The 17,533-nt window shown below is 68.7% G+C and carries 13 protein-coding genes; 6 read left to right on the top strand and 7 right to left on the bottom strand.

Annotated features, from left to right (window positions below; genetic code table 11):
- Nucleotides 1-33: 33 nt before the first annotated feature.
- The 4 genes from ABT004_RS25215 to ABT004_RS25200 all read right to left on the bottom strand — a co-directional run bounded on the left by ABT004_RS25215 (nucleotide 34) and on the right by ABT004_RS25200 (nucleotide 5,220).
- Entirely contained in the window at nucleotides 34-2,460 is a 2,427-nt protein-coding gene (locus ABT004_RS25215; RefSeq protein WP_351341039.1) for an aminotransferase class I/II-fold pyridoxal phosphate-dependent enzyme, read from the bottom strand.
- Nucleotides 2,457-3,476 carry a 4-hydroxyphenylpyruvate dioxygenase gene (gene hppD, locus ABT004_RS25210; protein WP_351341037.1) on the bottom strand — a complete coding sequence of 340 codons (1,020 nt, stop codon included), beginning with the start codon at nucleotides 3,474-3,476 and terminating at the stop codon, nucleotides 2,457-2,459. The genes ABT004_RS25215 and hppD overlap by 4 nt, the downstream gene beginning before the upstream one ends.
- A 217-nt stretch (nucleotides 3,477-3,693) precedes the next feature.
- Nucleotides 3,694-4,071 (bottom strand): cold-shock protein, encoded by a 378-nt coding sequence (locus tag ABT004_RS25205; RefSeq protein ID WP_351341034.1) that lies wholly within the window; start codon nucleotides 4,069-4,071, stop codon nucleotides 3,694-3,696.
- A 66-nt stretch (nucleotides 4,072-4,137) separates the two neighbouring features.
- A complete protein-coding gene (locus ABT004_RS25200) occupies nucleotides 4,138-5,220 on the bottom strand; it encodes a prephenate dehydrogenase (RefSeq protein WP_351341032.1) in 1,083 nt (360 codons plus the stop codon).
- A 706-nt stretch (nucleotides 5,221-5,926) separates the two neighbouring features.
- Between ABT004_RS25200 and ABT004_RS25195 the strand changes: the two genes are divergently transcribed.
- The 4 genes from ABT004_RS25195 to ABT004_RS25180 all read left to right on the top strand — a co-directional run bounded on the left by ABT004_RS25195 (nucleotide 5,927) and on the right by ABT004_RS25180 (nucleotide 10,568).
- On the top strand, nucleotides 5,927-6,775 hold the full coding sequence (locus ABT004_RS25195) for a transcriptional regulator (protein WP_502966966.1): 849 nt from the start codon (nucleotides 5,927-5,929) through the stop codon (nucleotides 6,773-6,775).
- Between the two features lie 105 nt (nucleotides 6,776-6,880).
- Nucleotides 6,881-7,942, top strand: coding sequence for a ParB/RepB/Spo0J family partition protein (locus ABT004_RS25190; protein ID WP_351341026.1), 1,062 nt, complete (start codon nucleotides 6,881-6,883; stop codon nucleotides 7,940-7,942).
- 15 nt (nucleotides 7,943-7,957) lie between these two features.
- Nucleotides 7,958-9,865, top strand: a complete 1,908-nt coding sequence (gene htpG, locus ABT004_RS25185) for a molecular chaperone HtpG (RefSeq protein WP_351341023.1) — start codon at nucleotides 7,958-7,960, stop codon at nucleotides 9,863-9,865.
- A 49-nt stretch (nucleotides 9,866-9,914) separates the two neighbouring features.
- Entirely contained in the window at nucleotides 9,915-10,568 is a 654-nt protein-coding gene (locus tag ABT004_RS25180; protein ID WP_189310611.1) for a response regulator transcription factor, read from the top strand.
- Nucleotides 10,569-10,650: 82 nt separating this feature from the next.
- On the opposite strand, the gene ABT004_RS25175 is transcribed toward ABT004_RS25180, so the two are convergent.
- Entirely contained in the window at nucleotides 10,651-11,460 is an 810-nt protein-coding gene (locus ABT004_RS25175; RefSeq protein ID WP_351341020.1) for an alpha/beta fold hydrolase, read from the bottom strand.
- A gap of 12 nt (nucleotides 11,461-11,472) precedes the next feature.
- Nucleotides 11,473-13,065, bottom strand: coding sequence for an MBL fold metallo-hydrolase (locus tag ABT004_RS25170; protein ID WP_351341017.1), 1,593 nt, complete (start codon nucleotides 13,063-13,065; stop codon nucleotides 11,473-11,475).
- A gap of 303 nt (nucleotides 13,066-13,368) precedes the next feature.
- Here ABT004_RS25170 and ABT004_RS25165 point away from each other — a divergent pair, with 303 nt between their 5' ends.
- Together ABT004_RS25165 and ABT004_RS25160 are read left to right on the top strand one after the other, a co-directional pair.
- Nucleotides 13,369-13,584, top strand: a complete 216-nt coding sequence (locus ABT004_RS25165; RefSeq protein ID WP_351341015.1) for an MbtH family protein — start codon at nucleotides 13,369-13,371, stop codon at nucleotides 13,582-13,584.
- 221 nt (nucleotides 13,585-13,805) lie between these two features.
- Nucleotides 13,806-15,047, top strand: a complete 1,242-nt coding sequence (locus ABT004_RS25160) for a sensor histidine kinase (RefSeq protein ID WP_351341012.1) — start codon at nucleotides 13,806-13,808, stop codon at nucleotides 15,045-15,047.
- 50 nt (nucleotides 15,048-15,097) lie between these two features.
- On the opposite strand, the gene ABT004_RS25155 is transcribed toward ABT004_RS25160, so the two are convergent.
- Nucleotides 15,098-17,533, bottom strand: a 2,436-nt coding sequence (locus ABT004_RS25155; RefSeq protein ID WP_351341009.1) for an amino acid adenylation domain-containing protein, incomplete at its 5' end; no start/stop codon positions are given.

Here is a 17,533-nt window from a genome sequence, read left to right as displayed (position 1 = left end):
GACGTTGTACGGGAGTGAGCACTTGTCGTCCTTTCAGTGCGAGGCCGCCGCCCTGATGAACCGCGCGAGGCGCGCGGTTCCCTCGTGGATGTCGGCGTGGGAGAGGTAGCTCACGGACAGCCGGAGCGTGCGCTCCCCGCCGCCCTGCGGATAGAAGTACGACATGGGCGTCCAGATGACGCCGAACTCCTCGGCCGAGCGCGCGAGTGCGGCGTTGTCGGCGTGGAACGGGACGGTGACGGTGAGGAAGAAGCCGCCGCTGGGACGGTTCCAGCTCACGCCCAGCTTCTCCCGTTCGGCTTCGGTGATCGAGGCGTCGAGCGCTCGGAGGGTGGCCTGCATGGCTTCTCCGTAGTGGCGTGCCGTGTCGGTGTTGTGCTTGGTGACGCCGCCCTCGCCGGCGAGGAGCATGCCTCCGATCACAGCCTGGCTGAGCGCCGAGGTGTTGACCGTCACCATGCTCTTGATCCGGCTGAGCTCGTCGGCGAGCAGGCACGTGCCGCCCGAGGGATCCGTGACGAGCTGGTCGGCGACCGCGTAGCCCACCCGGGCGCCGGGCAGGAGCGTCTTGGCGAAGGAACCCAGCTGGACCACGCGCCGGTCGCGATCGAGCGACTTGAGTGTCGGCAGTTGCCGCCCCGGGCTCACCAGCCGGTAGGGGCTGTCCTCGAGGATGAGCAGGTCCTCGCGGGCGGCGAGCTTCAGCAGTTCGTGCCGCTCGTCCACCGTCATGACGCTGCCCGACGGGTTGGAGTGGTCGGGGATGACGTAGAAGGCGCGGGGGCGGCGGCCGCGGGCGCGTTCGGTCCTGATGGCCGCTTCGAGAGCCGTGCAGCGGAACCCGTCGATGTCTTCTTCGACCGCGGTCGCCTCGATGTCGAGCAGGCGTGCGGCGCCGGTGATGCCCACGTAGCACGGGCTGGAGACGAGCAGGGCGTCGTCCGGGCCGGCGATCAGGGCACGCAGGGCGAGCAGCATCGCCTCCTGACATCCCACCGTGACGACGATGGATTCGGCCGGCACGTCGATGCCCTCGTCCAGGCGCAGTGAATCGGCGATGAGCCCGCGGATCATCCCGCTGGTGGGTCCGTACTGGAAGAGTGCGTCGCGGACCTGCGCAGGAGAACTACCGGCAGCAGTCAGGTGGTCCATGTAGCGACGGATGTGCGTGAAGAGCTGCTCGGTGTCGAAGAAGCCGTCGTACGGGCGGCCGGGGGCGAACGAGATCGCGTCGGGGTAGCGGTGGGTGATCTCGTTGAGGAAGTTCATCGTGTCCAGTACCGGGTCGGAGACGCTGCCGTGCAGCTCCTCCTTCAGCAGCCCGGAGACAGGTGTACGCGACCGTTCGGCCGCGTCCGAACGCCCGCCGGCCTCCGCGACGGGCACGGCGCGCCCCGAGACCAGTTCGGGGCCGGCATCGGCGACCGAGGGGCATCCGGTGAGCGTCATCGCTTCCGCCAGTTCCTCCGTCACGATGCCGAGCACGTCCGCGACGCCGTCCCGCCCCGCCGCTGCCAAGCCGTGCAGCACGGGGCGGCCCAGCAGCACCGCGTCCGCCCCGAGCGCGAGCGCCGCCAGGACATCGCCGCCACGCCGCACGCCGCCGTCCAGCAGCACGGGGCCGCGGCCGGCGACCTCCGCGGCGATCTCGGGCAGGACGTCCAAGGTGGCCGCGGCTCCGTCCAGTTGGCGGCCGCCGTGGTTGGAGACGATGACCCCGTCCACGCCCGACTCCGTTGCCAGGCGGGCGTCATCGGCGGTCAGGATCCCCTTGAGCAGGACGGGCAGCGGGCTGACGGCGCGCAGCCACTCGACGACGGTCCAGTCGAGAGCCGGGTCGAACGTCTCCCGTGCGTGCTCGCCGGGTGCGGAAAAGCCGGTGCCGGAGAGATTGACCGGCTCGATGCCGGGCGGCAGCCGGAAGCCGTTGCGCTCATCCCGCAGCCGACGGCCGAGGCGGGGGGCGTCGACGGTGAGGACCAGCGCCTCGAAGCCCGCCTCCGCTGCGCGCTCGATGAGCCCGCGGGTCACGCCACGGTCCCGGAAGCAGTAGAGCTGCAGCCAGAGGGGGGCCGTGGTGGCGGCGGCGATGTCGTGGAAGGCACGTCCGGCGAAGGTGCTGACGACGAGCGGGACTCCGGCCACTCCGGCCGCCGCGGCGGTGGCCGCCTCCCCGTCGGCGTGGGCCAGCGTGTGGTAGGCGACGGGCGCGACTCCCAGCGGCGCGGCCCAAGTACGGCCGAGAATATGGGTGTTGAGGGCGGGTCGCGTCACCGCGGAGAGTACGCGCGGACGGAGCCGGACTCGGTCGAAGGCCGCCGTGTTACCGGTGAGCGTGCGCTCGTCGCCCGCACCGCCGGTGACGAAGTCCCAGACTGCCGGGTCCAGGCGCCGCTGGGCCAGCTCGGCGTAGTCGGACAGGGTCAACGGGCCGCCCGCGCCGCTGCCGTCGTCGTTCATTCCGCGGCCAGCCGGTCGCGCTCAACCGCTTCGTACAGGGCGCGGATATTGCCGCCGCCGAAGCCGCGGGAGCCGCGGCGCTGAATCAGCTCATAGAACAGCGTGTTGCGCTCGTGCGGTGAGCGGCTGAACAGCTGCAGAAGATCGCCCCATTCGTCGCGGTCCGCCAGCACCTGGGCCGAGCGCAGCACGTCGATCTCTGCGCGCAGCGCCGGGAGGCGTTCGGCCAGGCCGTCGTAGTAGCTGTCCGGCACGTCCAGGAACTCCACTCCCCGGCCCCGGAACTCGTGGACCGCGGGCACGATGCTCTCCACCAGGAACGCCAGGTGTTGTACCCCTGGGCCGCTGTTCCTCTCAAGGAAGGCGTCGAGTTGGCCCGTGCCCTTCTGCTCGTCGGGGGCGACGAGGGTGAAGGTGACCCGGCCCGTCGCACTGCGCACCACGACGGAGTCCATGGCGTGCTCGCCGACGTCCACGTACTCGGAGGAGTAGCGGGACAGCCCGAAGGCGTCGCCGTAGAAGTCGGCGTAACCGGCGAGCGAGCGGCCCTCCACACAGACCGCGATGTGGTCGAGCAACTGGATCCGGCCGGTGACCGGACCGCTCGACACCTCCGGCAGCACGGTCCAGTCGGGCCCACCGAACGGGTCCGAGCCGTGCGAGCGGGACACGAGGGTGTGCACGACACCGCCGAATCCGGCGACCGTCCGGGTGTCCTTCGTGGAACCGGTCACCGCGGCTCCCGCAGCCATCGCCGCCTGCGCGCTCTGGTCGACGTCGTCACAGGCCAGGGCGATGTCGGCGATACCGTCCCCGTGCGTGCCGAGGAATGCCCAAGTGGCCGGCCCGGTGGTGACCACGAGTTTCACACTGCCCTGCTGCAGCAGTGCGGAACTCCGGTCGACGCCCACCGACTCCGCGGTCTGTCTGAACCCCATCGATGAGACGAAATAGTCGACGACCGATTTTTTCTTGCTCGTATACAGCTCAACGTATGCGACGTCATGCACAGCCATGTATTGCCTCCCGGGCGGGCTCAATACTGATTTGCGTCACCAGCGATATTCCTGGCTGACCGAAGGCCCGACGCACTATGACGTGTGACGTTTCCGAAGAACAAGGCCGTACAACTGCACGACCGTGTTCAACTGACGCGGTACGCAGTTGAACACCCGCCGGCGATCTTTCGGAGGTTGCCGGCCGGTGATCAACTCACTGCGCGCGCCGCCGTGTTCAGCCTTCGATCCACCCGTGGCTCTCGCTGAATTTCGCCAATTCGCGGCGGAGCTGCAGAATCTGATCCGCCGTCAGAGACGGTCCTGCCTGCAGGAGAAGTTCGGTGATCTCACTGGTGTACTCCGCACCGGTGAGCACGTCACACAGCGAATCGTCGCCGGCTCCTTCGGCGGCCTGAGCAAGCCTGACGCCCGAGGCCTTCAGCCCGCGCCCACCGTCCTCGACCTCGAATTCGACCGCCAGCCCCGAGCGCAGGCACGTCTCGGGAATCATGAGGTCATTCACGTGCAGGAAGATGTCCTCTCCAGCACCGTCCGGGGCGATGAAGCCGTAACCCCGCGAACTGTCGAACCGCACCACACGTCCAGAAGCCACACGTACCCCCAACACATCCGGGCCCCATGCCCAGCCACCATGTGCCGGGATCGTAGCTGGCACGCCTCAGCGGCGTCGCCACGCACCGTTGCGGAGTTCCGTAGTGAGCACGTCCATCAGGTCCCGGGCCACGCTCAGGTGGACCAGCCCGGACGGCTGGCCGGCCGAGTGCTCGAGGCGTACGTCCTCGACGTTGACGCCGGCGCGCGAGGCATCGGTGAAGAGCCGGGCCAACTCGCCCGGCTGGTCGCCGATCTCGACCGTCACCGTCTCGTACTGCTCCGGCAGAACGCCACGCTTGGCGGGGATCCGGGCGCGCCCGGACCGACCGCGGCGCAGCAGGTCCTCGACCGTGCGCGCGCCGCCTTCACGCTTCTCCTCGTCCGTGGCCGCCATGGCACGCAGACCCGCGACCGCGTCGTCCATGCCGCCCGACAGCTCTTCGAGGAGGTCGGCCACCACCAGTGCGTTGGCGCCGAGGATGTCCACCCACAACCCCGGATCCGCGGCCGCGATACGGGTGAGGTCATGGACGCCCGAGCCCGCGAGGCGCACGGCCCGCTCCTCGGCCCGCTCCAGGAGAGCGGCGACCAGGCTCGCCACGACGTGCGGAGCGTGCGAGACGAGGCCGACCGCCCGGTCGTGCACGTCCGCCTCCATGACCACTGGCACGGCCCCGCACAGCGCCACGAGTTCGAGCGTGGTGTTCAACGTCTCGGTGCCGACGTCGGGCGTCGGGGTGAGTACCCAGTTGCACCCGACGAAGAGGTCCGTACGGGCGGCGAGGGGACCGCTGCGCTCGCTGCCCGCCATCGGGTGGCCACCGACGTAGTGCGCGGTGTCGCAGTCCCGGGCGAGAGCTTCCTGCTGCGGGCCGGACTTGACGCTGGCCACATCGGTGTAGTGCCGCGCGACGCCGTCGGCCTGCAGGCCGACGAGTACGTCGGGCACCAGCGCCGGGGGCACGGCCACGACGGCCAGATCCACGGGACCCCGCGGGGCCTGCACCGTGCCGGCGCCGAGCGAGGACGCGATCCTGACCGCGGCGGGATCCGCGTCGCGCAGATGCACGGCCACGCCGCGGGCTTGCAGGGCGAGCGCGGCCGAGGTCCCTATCAGACCCGTACCGACCACGAGAGCACTTTCCATGAAGACCGCATCCATTCCCTTGGCAGAAAAACGGTCCGGGCGGCTGTCCTGGTGACGCGTTTTCGCACCGGTTCGGACGCTGGAGCGGATGATGATATTCCGTCTCCGCCGGAATCACAGGGTCCACACATTGCGGTCTGTTTCCCCGCTCGCCGCATATCTCACTTGGTTGACATCGCAACACCACAAGCTAGCCTATGAGGGACGAAACAGGGGCGGGAGCGAACGGGGGTAACCGCGCCGTGGTGAGAGGTCTTCACTGGGTTACGAGAAGCGGTCGGCCGCATCTTTGCAGTGCGCGCCACGGGTTCCGCTAGCGTCAGCCCTTTCTTTTTGTGCACTGCCTCTCTGTTCCGACATTCCAGCAGATCGGCCGTCTGCGCATAACGCGTACGGGCGGCCAGTAGCTGTGTCGGCTCGCGGGTGCCTACCCCTGCCAGCTCAAACTTCACGACCGGGGGATGGTTTGAGTAGCTTTGAGCACCGAACGAACGGGACAAACCTAGAGTCGACAAACGGAACGGCGTACAGATCGGCGGACTCCGAGGGGGATCTGGAGCCTCTGCCGGAAGAAGTCTCGGAACTACCCATAGCACTGCTGCAGTTCAGCGAATCACCACGCCTTGTGGGGCAGAGCAAGAAATACACCGAGCAACTCGCACAGAGCGAGACCCCATTTCCGCCCATTCTCGTGAACGGGCGGAACATGCAGGTGATAGACGGCGTGCACCGCGTCCTGGCGACCCTTCTCAAGGGCGAGAAAACCATCGAGGCACGCGTCGTGAATTTATCACGGCACGATGCCTTTCTGCTCGCCATCAAATCAAATACACAACACGGCCTGCCGCTGTCGCTGGCCGATCGACGCGCGGCGGCGGCACGACTCAGCGCCTCTCACCCTCACTTGTCCGATCGCATGATCGGAGAGGCGTCCGGGCTGAGCGCCAAGAGCGTGGCCGCCATCCGGCGTTCAACTGCGTCGGGTGCGGAGTTGAACGTCCGCGTCGGCAGGGACGGCAGAGCCCGGGCAGTGGACCGGGCGGCGGGCCGGCACCGGGCGGCAGCGGTGATCGCCCAGAACCCGCAGGCCTCCGTGCGGGAAGTGGCCAGGCGTGCCGGGATCTCCCCGGCGACGGCGAGTGACGTGCGCAAGCGGATCCTCGCCGGCGAGGACGTCGTCGGCGACTCACCGGAGTCGGCCACCACCGCCCTGGAGCCGTCGACGGAGTCGGCCTCCGAACCCGCGCGGATCCAGGTGCGGGAGAAGCAGGAGAAGCCGATATCCCTGCTGAAGCCGTTGCTGCACGATCCCGCCGTCCTCGACGCGGACCTCGGCAGACGACTGGTGAGCACGCTGCGCAAGAACCTCGTCGGGGACTACCAGTGGCTCGAACTGGCCGACGCCGTGCCATCGCACTGCGACGCCCTGGTCATCGCGCTGGCGCAGCAGAACGCGGACAAGTGGCAGGCATTCGCGCAGGCACTGGACGAGCGGGCGCTCCCCTCCCCTCAACTCACCACAGACCAGGAAGACTGTGCGGCGCCGGCGAGTTGAACCGCCGGCATCACCACCGGACCACCGGCCAACCGCTTGCCGGTCGCGTCACCCTTTCCGCACCCCCACGCGAAATGGCAGCAGCCCACACGCGAGGTGATCGCATTGCAGCAGTTCGACGCCAGTATCGTTACCCCTGTTCTCCGCCGGTCGTCCGACGACCTCAAGGAACAGAAACAAGAACATGAGCATTCCGCGGAACAAGAACAGGAAATCGTCACGGTCGCGATTTCCGCGTTACGTCCGGGTGATTCACCGCGCATCGAGGGCGAGGACCGGGAGCATATCATTCGTCTGGCGGAAACCGAAGGACCGCTGCCACCGATAATCGTCAACAGGAACACCATGCAGGTGGTTGACGGGGTGCATCGCGTATTCGCCGCGGTCCTGCGGGGCAAGACCAAGATCGCAGCAGTATTCTTCGACGGCAGCAGCGAAGACGCCTTCCTGTTCGCCGTCCGGGCGAATTCAACTCACGGCCTTCCGCTTTCACTCGCGGACCGCCGCACCGCGGCGGAGCGGATCCTCCTGTCTCATGGACACATGTCGGACCGGGCGATCGCGCGCGCCACCGGTCTGGGGGCCAAGACCATTGCCGCCCTCCGCGGCCGCATCGCGCCCTCTGCGCCGCAGGTGCGCATCGGAATCGACGGCAAGGTCCGCCCGGTGAACAGCGTCGAGGGCCGCCGGCGAGCCGCTCAGGTGCTGGCCGAACGTCCCGATGCTTCCCTGCGCGAGGTGGCCAGATTCGCGGGCATCTCACCCGCCACCGTGACCGACGTCAAGCGGCGGCTCGCGGCCGGCGAACCTCCGGCGGGAACACTGCGCCCCGTCCCCGAGACCGCCCCCCAGGCCCCGCCGCCCCCGCAGCAGGCGGCGCCGTCACGCAGCCAACACCGGGAAGCCCCGGTGAAGATCGACCCAGGCCGCGCACTGCAGATGCTGATGCGCGATCCGTCGCTGCGCCACAAACAGGTCGGCCGCGAGCTGCTGCGCCTCCTGCACCACAACGTGAACGTGATGAGCGAGTGGCCGGAGCTGCTCGACGCGGTCCCGCAGCACTGCACCCGGACGACGGCCGACCTGGCCCGGCAGTACGCCGAGAACTGGGTGAAGTTCGCCGAACATCTCGGAAAGCGCGGCTGCTCGGCAGTTCCCGCGACCTGACAAGAAGGGGAAGCAATGGCACTGCAGGCGAATGCGGAGACGTACGCATTCCAGGCCGAGGCCGCTCAGATCCTGGACCTCATGGCTCATTCGCTCTACAGCAACAAGGAGATCTTTCTACGCGAGTTGATCTCGAACGCGTCGGACGCGATCGACCGGCTCCGGTTCGAACGCAACTCCCAGCCGGAACCGGCCGGTGACGAGAGAGACGACGCGCCGCGGATCCGGGTCACGTTCGACAAGGACGCGGGCACGATCACCATCGCCGACAACGGCATCGGAATGAGCCGCCGGGAAGTGATGGCCAACATCGGCACCATCGCCCGTTCGGGCACCTCCGAGTTCCTCCGGACGCTCACCGGGGATCAGCGCCGCGACTCCGAGCTGATCGGCAAATTCGGCGTCGGCTTCTATTCCGCTTTCATCGTCGCGGAAAGAGTGGTGCTCACCTCGCGGCGGGCCGGGCTGCCCGCGTCCGACGGCGTGCGCTGGTCGTCGGACGGCAAGGGCGAGTACACGCTGGAGGCCGTCGAGCGCGCCGAGCGCGGCACCACGATCGTGCTCGAGCTGCGCGAGGGCGAGGACGAGCTGCTGAACGAGCACCGGCTGCGCTCGATCATCCAGCGCTACTCGGACCACATCGGCCAGCCGATCGTGATGGACCAGGACGAGGCCCCGGTGAACCAGGCGTCGGCCCTGTGGGCGCGTCCGAAGAGCGAGTTGAGCGAGCAGGACTACCACTCCTACTACCGGCACCTCACCAACGACTTCGCCGACCCGCTCGCCCATCTGCACACGAAGGTCGAGGGGCGGTACGAGTACACGCTGCTCCTGTTCATCCCGTCCCGAGCGCCGCACGACCTGTGGGTCCCGCAGGCCCGCGACGGCGTACGCCTGCACATCCGGCGCGTGTTCATCCTCGAGGACTCCGGGCAGCTGCTGCCGAACTACCTGCGCTTCCTGCGCGGGGTCATCGACTCGGCCGACCTGCCGCTGAATGTCTCCCGGGAGATCCTCCAGGGGAGCCAGGCCGTCGCCCATATCCGTTCCAGTGCAGTCAAGAGGGTTCTGAAGCTGCTGAAGGAACTGGCGGACGACCGGCCGGAGAAGTACGCGGACTTCTGGGCGCAGTTCGGCGGCGTACTCAAGCAGGGCATCGCCGACGACCCTCCGCACCGGGAGGACATCACCGAGCTCCTTCGCTTCACCTCCACCCGCTCGGACACGCAAGCCGCCGACGTCTCGCTCCGCGACTACGTGGCCCGGATGAAGGAGGGCCAGGACAAGATCTACTACTTGCTCGCCCCCAGCCCGGCCGCTGCCGCGACCAGCCCGCACCTGGAGGCATTCCGCGCCAAGGGCATCGAGGTGCTCCTGCTGGGTGAGGCGGTGGACGGCTTCGTCGTCTCCGGTCCGCTGCGCGAGTACCAGGGCAACCAGCTGCAGTCCGTGGCCCAAGGGCCGCCCGACTTCGGCGACTTGGCGGACGAGGCAGAGAAGGAGGCCGCCGACCGGGCGGACTCCGACTACGCCGCGCTCCTCGGCAGGCTCAAGGCGCACCTTGCGGGCAAGGCGTGGGACGTACGCCTGACCAGCCGCCTGACGACCTCCCCGGCCTGCATCGTCACCGACGGAGCGGAGACCGACTTCACCGTCGTGCAGCGGCTGCGCGGCTCAGGGCTGCCGAACCAGCCGATCCTCGAGATCAACCCCCGGCACGTCCTGGTCGAGCGGCTCAACCGCGGGCAGGACGACCCGCGTCTGCCCGCCTGGGCACACGTCCTGTTCGACCAGGCGGTCCTCGCCACGGGCGCCCGGATCGAGGCACCGGCCACGTTCGTCGCCCAGCTCAACGACCTGCTGATGTCGCTGGCGGCGGACGCTCCCGGGCCTGCGGCCGCACATCCGTCGGAGGCCCCCTGACGGGTCTTGCACACTGCCGCGGCAACGCGGATCTGTGCCAATCTTGAGCATGCGAATTCTGGTGGCCGAGGACGAGCGCTTCCTGGCGGACCTGGTGGTCGAGGGACTGCACGATGAGGCGATGGCGGTCGACGTCGCCTATGACGGGGCGACGGCGTTGGAACGCCTCGCCGTCAACGACTACGACGTACTGGTACTGGACCGCGACCTGCCACGGGTGCACGGCGACGAGATCTGCCGCACGGTGGCCCAGCACGGGTCGCGGGTACGCATCCTGATGCTGACCGCCTCCGGCGCGGTGCACGACCGGGTCACGGGGCTGAACCTGGGGGCCGACGACTACCTGGCCAAGCCCTTCGCCTTCGACGAACTGGTGGCGCGGGTCCGCGCGCTCGGACGCCGCGCCGGTCCGCCGTTGCCCCCCGTACTGGAGTGCGGCGACATCGTCATGGACACGGCGCGCCGGCAGGCCTCCCGCGACGGCCGCTATCTGGCGCTGTCCCGCAAGGAGTACGCGGTCCTTGAGGTGTTGATGCGGGCGAGGGGCGCGGTCGTCAGCACCGAGGAACTGCTGGAGCGGGCCTGGGACGAGTACACGGACCCGTTCACCACGGTCGTCAAGGTGACGATGAGCAAGCTCCGCTCCAAGCTCGGCGATCCGCCCGTCATCGTCACCGTGCCGGGCAGCGGCTACAGGCTTTGAGCGCACACTGACCGCTCCCAGAACGCTCGTTGGCGGGCCGGCGACACCGCGTCGCCGGCCCGCCCACCGCATGGGTCACGGGTCAGTACTTGTCGAAGAACTCCACGATCGCCTCGTTGACCGGCTCCGGGCGCTCCAGATGTCCGAGGTGCCCGCACCCCGCGATCTCCACCAGGTCGCAGTTCGGGATGGCGGCCGCCACTTCCGCGCCGAGGTGCGGCGGTGTGACGGCGTCGTCGCCGAAGGTGATGACGCGGCAGGGCGCGGTGACCCTGGCGAGCTCGGCTCGGCGGTCCTGGTCGGTGTCGATCCACTGCTGGCCCGCGGCGACCGTTTCCGGGTCACCGCCGGCCAGTTCGAATATCTCCAGCCAGGAAGCCACCGCCGCCTCGTCGTTGAGGGTGTCCGGCGAGAGCATGTGCAGCACCGAACTGACCGCTCGGTACTTCGGCGGCAGCGTGACACCGCTCTCCAACAGGGCCCGGTCCGCCGCGGACTGCGCCCGGCGCAGCGCGTCCGACCGGGCGCGGGTGGCTATGAGCACCGCGGAGCGGACCAGGTGAGGTTCGGCGATCGCTAGTTCCTGGGCGATCATCGAACCCAGTGAGGTGCCGAGGATCCGGCACGGTGCCAGGTCCAGCGCCTCGATCAGCCCCTTGGTGTCGGCGATCAGGTCCGCCAGCGCGTACTTTCCCGGCGGGGCGTCCGAAGGCGCGATCCCGCGATTGTCGAAGGTGACGGTCGCATAGCCGGCCCGGTGCAGTGCCGGCGTCTGGTACATGTCCCAAGCGTGGCCGGCCGCGGCCGACCCCATGATGAGCAGGACCGTCTCGTCGCCCCGTCCCGCCCGCTGGTAGGCGAGCCGGATCCCGTTGGACTTCAGAAATGGCATCGTCGCGCCCCTTTACCAGCGCCACTCGCGCTTGTTGAACAGGTGTTCCGCGTGGACCTCGTGCGCCTTGCACCAGGTGAGGAACTCCTCGATCTGCCGGATCTGGAAGGTGTCGGGCGTGTACGTCGTCGCCATGACGTGGCCCTGCCAGCTCTCCTCGCCCATGGCGTACACGTACGCCTCTCCGGCTCCGAGCTCCGTCATGATCGCGGCCGCCTGCTCGGCGTTCGAACCCGACAGTTTGCGCGAGTCGCTCATCTTCTTGGTCACGGGCCGGGTCAGCAGTCCCTGGTAGAGCCAGGTCAGCGGGGCGCCGTCGCACTCCATGCCCAGGAACGCCTTGTCGACGCCGCCCAGGTGCGAGCGGATGTACTGGTACAGCACCGGGTCGATGCCCGAGGAGTCCGCGCCGATGAACGCCGACAGGCCGGCCAGCTGCACGAAGTACGTCGACTTGGAGCGTATGTCGAGGTCGGAGTGCTCGCCGAGGAACGGCGTGGCCACCACCCGGGCGCCGCCCGGCAGCGGCACCTCGTCGAAGTCGTCGACCTCGATCACCGTGAAGCCCATGGACTTGAGGTAGAGACCGATCGACGGGTCGCACAGGTTGCCCCGCGACGAGCGGGGGACCACGACCGCGTCGGTGCGCGAGCGCAGCTGCAGCAGGGTCTCCAGCACGATGTGGTCCTGGTGCCCATGCGTGATCAGCGCCAGATCGATGTGGTCCGGCAGGTCATCGAGGGTGTACCGGTCGCCGTGCCGGTTGTCCGTGCTGATGAAGGGATCCACCACGACGGCGGCCTCCGGGCTCTGCAACACCAGGCACGCGTGCCCGAAGTAGCGGATCCGGCCGCCGTTTTCGATGTGCCGGTCCGGAGCGAGGCTCGGCTCCGGAGCGAGCAGCCGGTCCAGCTGGGCTGCCTGGTCGCCGTCGAGCTCGAGCGCCTCGTGCAGGCGGGCCGGGGTCGTGCCCTCGATCCGCGCCCTCATCAGCTCGTCCAGGCCGGGGTGGTCGAAGGGGATCCGCAGATCCAGCACGTCGGGCGAGGGCAGCCGGGGGGTGCTGAGGATGAACGGCCGCTCCACGCCGTCGTCCAGGGAGAGCTGGACGGACTGGCGGCGCCGGTCGAAGGCCTTGCTGTGGTAGAGCAGCGGCTCGATGAGGCGCACGGACGCCTGATTGCTGGTGTCGTAGGCCAGCTCCACCAGCCCGTTGAGCGCCGTCGGCAGCTTCGGATACAGCGGCGTGAGATCGAAGCCGGTGGCGTTCTGCCGCAACAGCTCGTCCGCCTCCGCCACGGCGGCAGCGAACGCGAGCATGTCCGCGCGCTCGCGCTTGATCGTGTCCAGCAGCTCGGCGACCTCCGTCGCACGCGACTCCTCGACGTTGACGAAGTACCCGCCGCGCAGCGCGGGGTTGCTGCTGGCCGCGATGTGCACCTGCGGGGACTGGAGATACGACTCGAGCAGCGGCACCTGCACATTCGCCAGATTCATGGAGGCCTGAGCGGGCGCAACGATGTGCATCCACGCATAGAACCTGTCCACCAATGGTTCGATGATCGCATTCGAACGGAGAAAAACTCGGTCTCGGCTGTCAGGCATCTGAGCCCCCCTGTACGGAATTGACGCTGCCGTTTTGCAGGCACCCGGCTCGCTGCGAACTGATTCCGCGCATACGCCTGCGCCGCACCTGGCTACTAACGCACCACAGCGCCCCAGCCGCGTCAACGCCGACCAGCCTCCGTTCAACGTGCGAAACGCCGCAGTTGAACGGTCACAAGGCCGGCGCCACGGGTGACTGAACGCCGCCTGTACGGTCGGCTCTTGATGGGTCGCGAATACCTGTGCCACAGTGGATCCGCTCGTCGCTGTGGTCCCTTTTCGTCGAGGAATAAGGACAGCCTGGTGCCCAATCCATTCGAGGATCCCGACGCAAGCTATCTGGTCCTGGTCAACGATGAAGGCCAGCATTCACTCTGGCCCGTCTTCGTGGATGTACCCGACGGTTGGGAAACCGTATTCGGCGAGGCGCCCCGGGAAGACTGCCTCGAGTACATCGAGAAGTCGTGGACCGACATGCGGCCCAAGAGCCTGATCGAAGCCATGAAATCCACTGAATAGAGCGCCGCCCACGACGCCCTCGCGTCGCACAGAAGATCGTTTGTGATCGGCCGTCAGGTTCGCCTGGCGGCCGATTCGCGTTCCGGTGCGCCGGCCGGGATCCGCGGAGCCCTCACGTCACGCCACCGCTGAGGATTCACCGCCTCCTTACCGGCGATCTGCGCCAATGGAACCTCGGACACCGGTGACCGGGTCACCGTCCCAGGAAGCAGGTACAGGGTATGAGGCCGGTACGGATCATGCGGCGCTTCGCCTCTGTGATCAGTGGTTCGGTGCAGGCCAAGATCACACTGCTCTACGGCGGTGTGTTCACGATCATCACCCTCGCGGTGCTCAGCAGCGTGCAGTGGCTCCAACAGCAGTTCGTCGACGCCAAGTTGAACGACTTCGTGTTCACCGGCCCGGTCTCCGCCATCCCCTGCCCGCCTCGGCGCCCGGACGTTGCCTGTTCGACCGGCCCCTACCAGCCGTCCCAGGCCAGTCCCGTCGCCGCGGCGCCCGGCCCGAGCCGCAGCGTCTTCGACGGGAACGAGGAACTCCACAAGGACGTGGCAAGCACCCAGCAGATCTTCGCCCTGATCGCCATCGCGGCGATGGTGGTGCTGGCCTTCGCGGTGTGCTGGTGGCTCACCAGACGGATCCTGCGCCCGCTGCACCGCGTCACCGCCACCGCCCAGCGCCTGTCACTGTCCACCCTGCACGAACGCATCGGGCTGACCGGACCGCAGGACGAGCTCAAGGACCTCGCCGACACCTTCGACGCGATGCTCGATCGACTGGATCGTGCCGTGGCGAGCCAGCGCCGATTCGTCGCCAATGCCTCCCACGAGCTGCGCACTCCCCTGGCCATCCAGCGAACCGCGATCGAGGTCGGGCTGTCCAAACCCTCCGCCGAGCGAGTGGCGCGGATCCGCGACGAACTGCTGCGCACCACCGAGCGGTCCGAGCGGCTCATCGAGGGCCTGCTCGTTCTCGCACAGGGGGAACAGGAACTCCTCGACCGGGACCCGGTGGATCTCGCCGCGGTGGTCACTCAGGTCATCGGAGAGCATCTCCCCTTCGCCGAGCGGCGCGGCGTCACCCTCACCGCCTCCACTGAACCGGTCGTCGTCACGGGCGACGACACGCTGCTCACCCGACTGGTCGCCAACCTGGTGCAGAACGCGATCCGGCACAACAACGCGGGCGGTTACGTCATCGTCGACCTGTCCGCCGACGGCGGCCTGGTGGTCTGCAACTCCGGCCCGCACGTCCCCGAGGACCAGGTGGACGAGCTGTTCGAGCCGTTCCGGCGGCTGCCCGCGGACCGGACCACCTCGTCCGAGGGCGCGGGCCTGGGGCTGTCCATCGTCTCCGCCATCACGCAGGCCCACGACGGCACCGTACGCGCGATGGCCAACTCCGAGGGCGGGCTCTGGGTCACCGTGTCCCTCCCGACCCACGCTCCGGCGCCGTCCGCCTGAGCCTCGACTCCGCCTGTGGCCGCGGCCGCAGGCGGAGTCGAGGCCGGGCCTCAGGCCTCCGGCCGCGTGCTCCGCGTCTCCATCCATGCGGCTATCGCCTGCCACGCCCGGTCCAGCATCTCGGGCAGCATCAGGTTGGTGTGCCGGCACGGCAGGCCGACCGCCGCGACGGAACCGCTGACGTAGGGCTCCCAGAGCCGCAGCCGTTCCTCCGGGGTGGCGTTCTCGCCGCTCTCCTCGGCGACGACGAGCAGCAGATCGCCGTCGAAGACACCGAGCTCGTGCCGTCGCCGCAGCTCCGTGTTGTTGCGGAAGATCTTCGCGATGAGGAGCAGTTCCTCCTCCGAGATACCGTCGATGACCTCGCCGATCTCCTCCCTGAACCGGGCCGCCATCTCCCGCAGCATCGCCTCCTGGTCGCGCTCCTCGGGGGCCGGCGGCATGGCGCTCCCGTCCTCCGTGACGCCGGCGGGCTCCCCGGCCCCGACGGCCTCGACGGGTCGGACCGGTTCATCGCCCCGGGCCTGGGCCGGGTAGGCGTCCATGACGACCAGGGCGGCGACGGTCTCACCCGCCTCCTGCAACCGTACGGCGATCTCGTGCACGGGGATGCCACCGAAGGAGAAGCCCACGAGGTGGTAGGGGCCGTCCGGTTGAACGGCACGGATCTGCTCGATGTACTCCGCCGCCAACTCCTCGATGCTGCCCGGCAGCGTGCCGGTGCCGTCCATCCCGGCGGCCTGCAGCCCGTACAGCGGGATGCCGTCCGGAACGAACCGGGCCAGCGGCCGGTAGCACCAGCTAAGGCCTGACGCGGGGTGGACGAAGAAGAACGGCGGCTGGTCGCCTTCGGTCCGTATCGGCAGGACCCTGCCGAGCGAGTCACCCATGGACGCCAGGTCCAGCTGGCGGACGATTCCGGCGACGGTCGGCGCCGCGAACACGTTGCGCACCGTGGTGGAGATCCCCTTCTCCCGCAGCCGCGCGGCGAGCGTGACCGCCAGCAGGGAGTGCCCTCCGAGCTGGAAGAAGTCGTCGTCGAAGCCGACCTCGTCGACCCCGAGGACGTCGGCGAACACCTCGCTCACGACGTACTCCAGGCTCGTGGCGAGATTCCTCGTCGTGGCCGTCCCGGTGGCCCCGGCGGCGTAGTCGGGGGCGGGCAGGGACTTGCGGTCCAGCTTGCCGTTGGCGGTCAGCGGCAGGGCGTCCAGCGTGACGAACGCGGCCGGGACCATGTGCTCGGGCAGCCGGCCCGCCACGAAGCCGCGCAGGTCACCGGTGTTTACGCCGCCTTCGGTGCCGGTGTCGGCGGGCACCACGTAGGCGACCAGACGCTTGTCACCCGGAGTGTCCTCACGCGCGATCACCGCGACCCGGGACACCTCCGGATGCGCCGACAGGGCGGCTTCGATCTCGCCGGGCTCGATGCGGAACCCGCGGATCTTCACCTGCTCGTCGGCGCGGCCGAGGAACACCAACTGCCCGTCCGGCGTCCACTTGGCCAGGTCGCCGGTGCGGTACATGCGCTCACCGGAACCGGCCGGGAAGGGGCAGGCCACGAACCGCTCACCGGTCAGCCCCGCACGGCCTACGTACCCGCGCGCCAGCCCGGCACCGGCCACGTACAGCTCGCCCGCGACTCCGACCGGCACCAGTTGCAGCGCCCCATCGAGTACGTACAGGCGGGTGTTGGCGATCGGCGTACCGATCGGCACCACTCCGGCCGCGGTCAGTTCACCGGTTGCCACTCCGACCGTGGTCTCGGTCGGTCCGTAGTGGTTGAACACCTTCCGGTCACCGGCAGCCGCCAGCAGTTCCGCCGTCCAGTCGACCTGTGCGGCCTCACCACCAAGGACCACGGACCCGGCCGGCAGCAACGCCTCGACACCCGCCGCGGCCGTCAACGCCGCCAGATGCGACGGCACCACCTTGATGTGGTCGATCCGCTCCTCGGCCACATACCGCGCCACCGCCTCCGGATCCGTCACCAACTCGGCGTCCAGTACGTGCAGTTGACCGCCTGAGACCAGGCTCGCGAACACCACCGTGTTCCCGAGGTCGGTCACCTGCGCCTGCAACAGCGCGTACCGCGCCCCCGGCACATCCCAGCCCAGCCGCCCCGACACCGACGAGACGTAGTTGGCCAGCGACCCATGCGTCACCGCCACACCCTTCGGCACCCCCGAGGACCCCGACGTATAGATCACGTACGCCAGCCCGGCCGCGTCCACCACGACACCAGGTGACGCCTCCCCCAATCCGTCGAGGAGCGCGGTGGTTGTCGGGTCGTCGACGGCAACCGTTCGCAGCCGCCCGGACGACAGGCCACTCAGTGTCTCCAGGGTGCCCAGCACCAGCCGCGCACCACTGTCGGCCAACATGAACTCCACTCGTTCTGCCGGGAGTTGGGCGTCGATCGGCAGGTACGCCGCGCCCGCCTTCCACACCGCCAGGATCGCCGTCACCATCTCCACGCCACGCGG

This window comes from Streptomyces sp. NPDC002790 (assembly GCF_040295505.1).
Classification (GTDB): domain Bacteria; phylum Actinomycetota; class Actinomycetes; order Streptomycetales; family Streptomycetaceae; genus Streptomyces.
The sequence above is the reverse complement of the archived record's forward strand: the minus strand, read 5'-3'. Positions and strand labels throughout refer to the sequence as shown.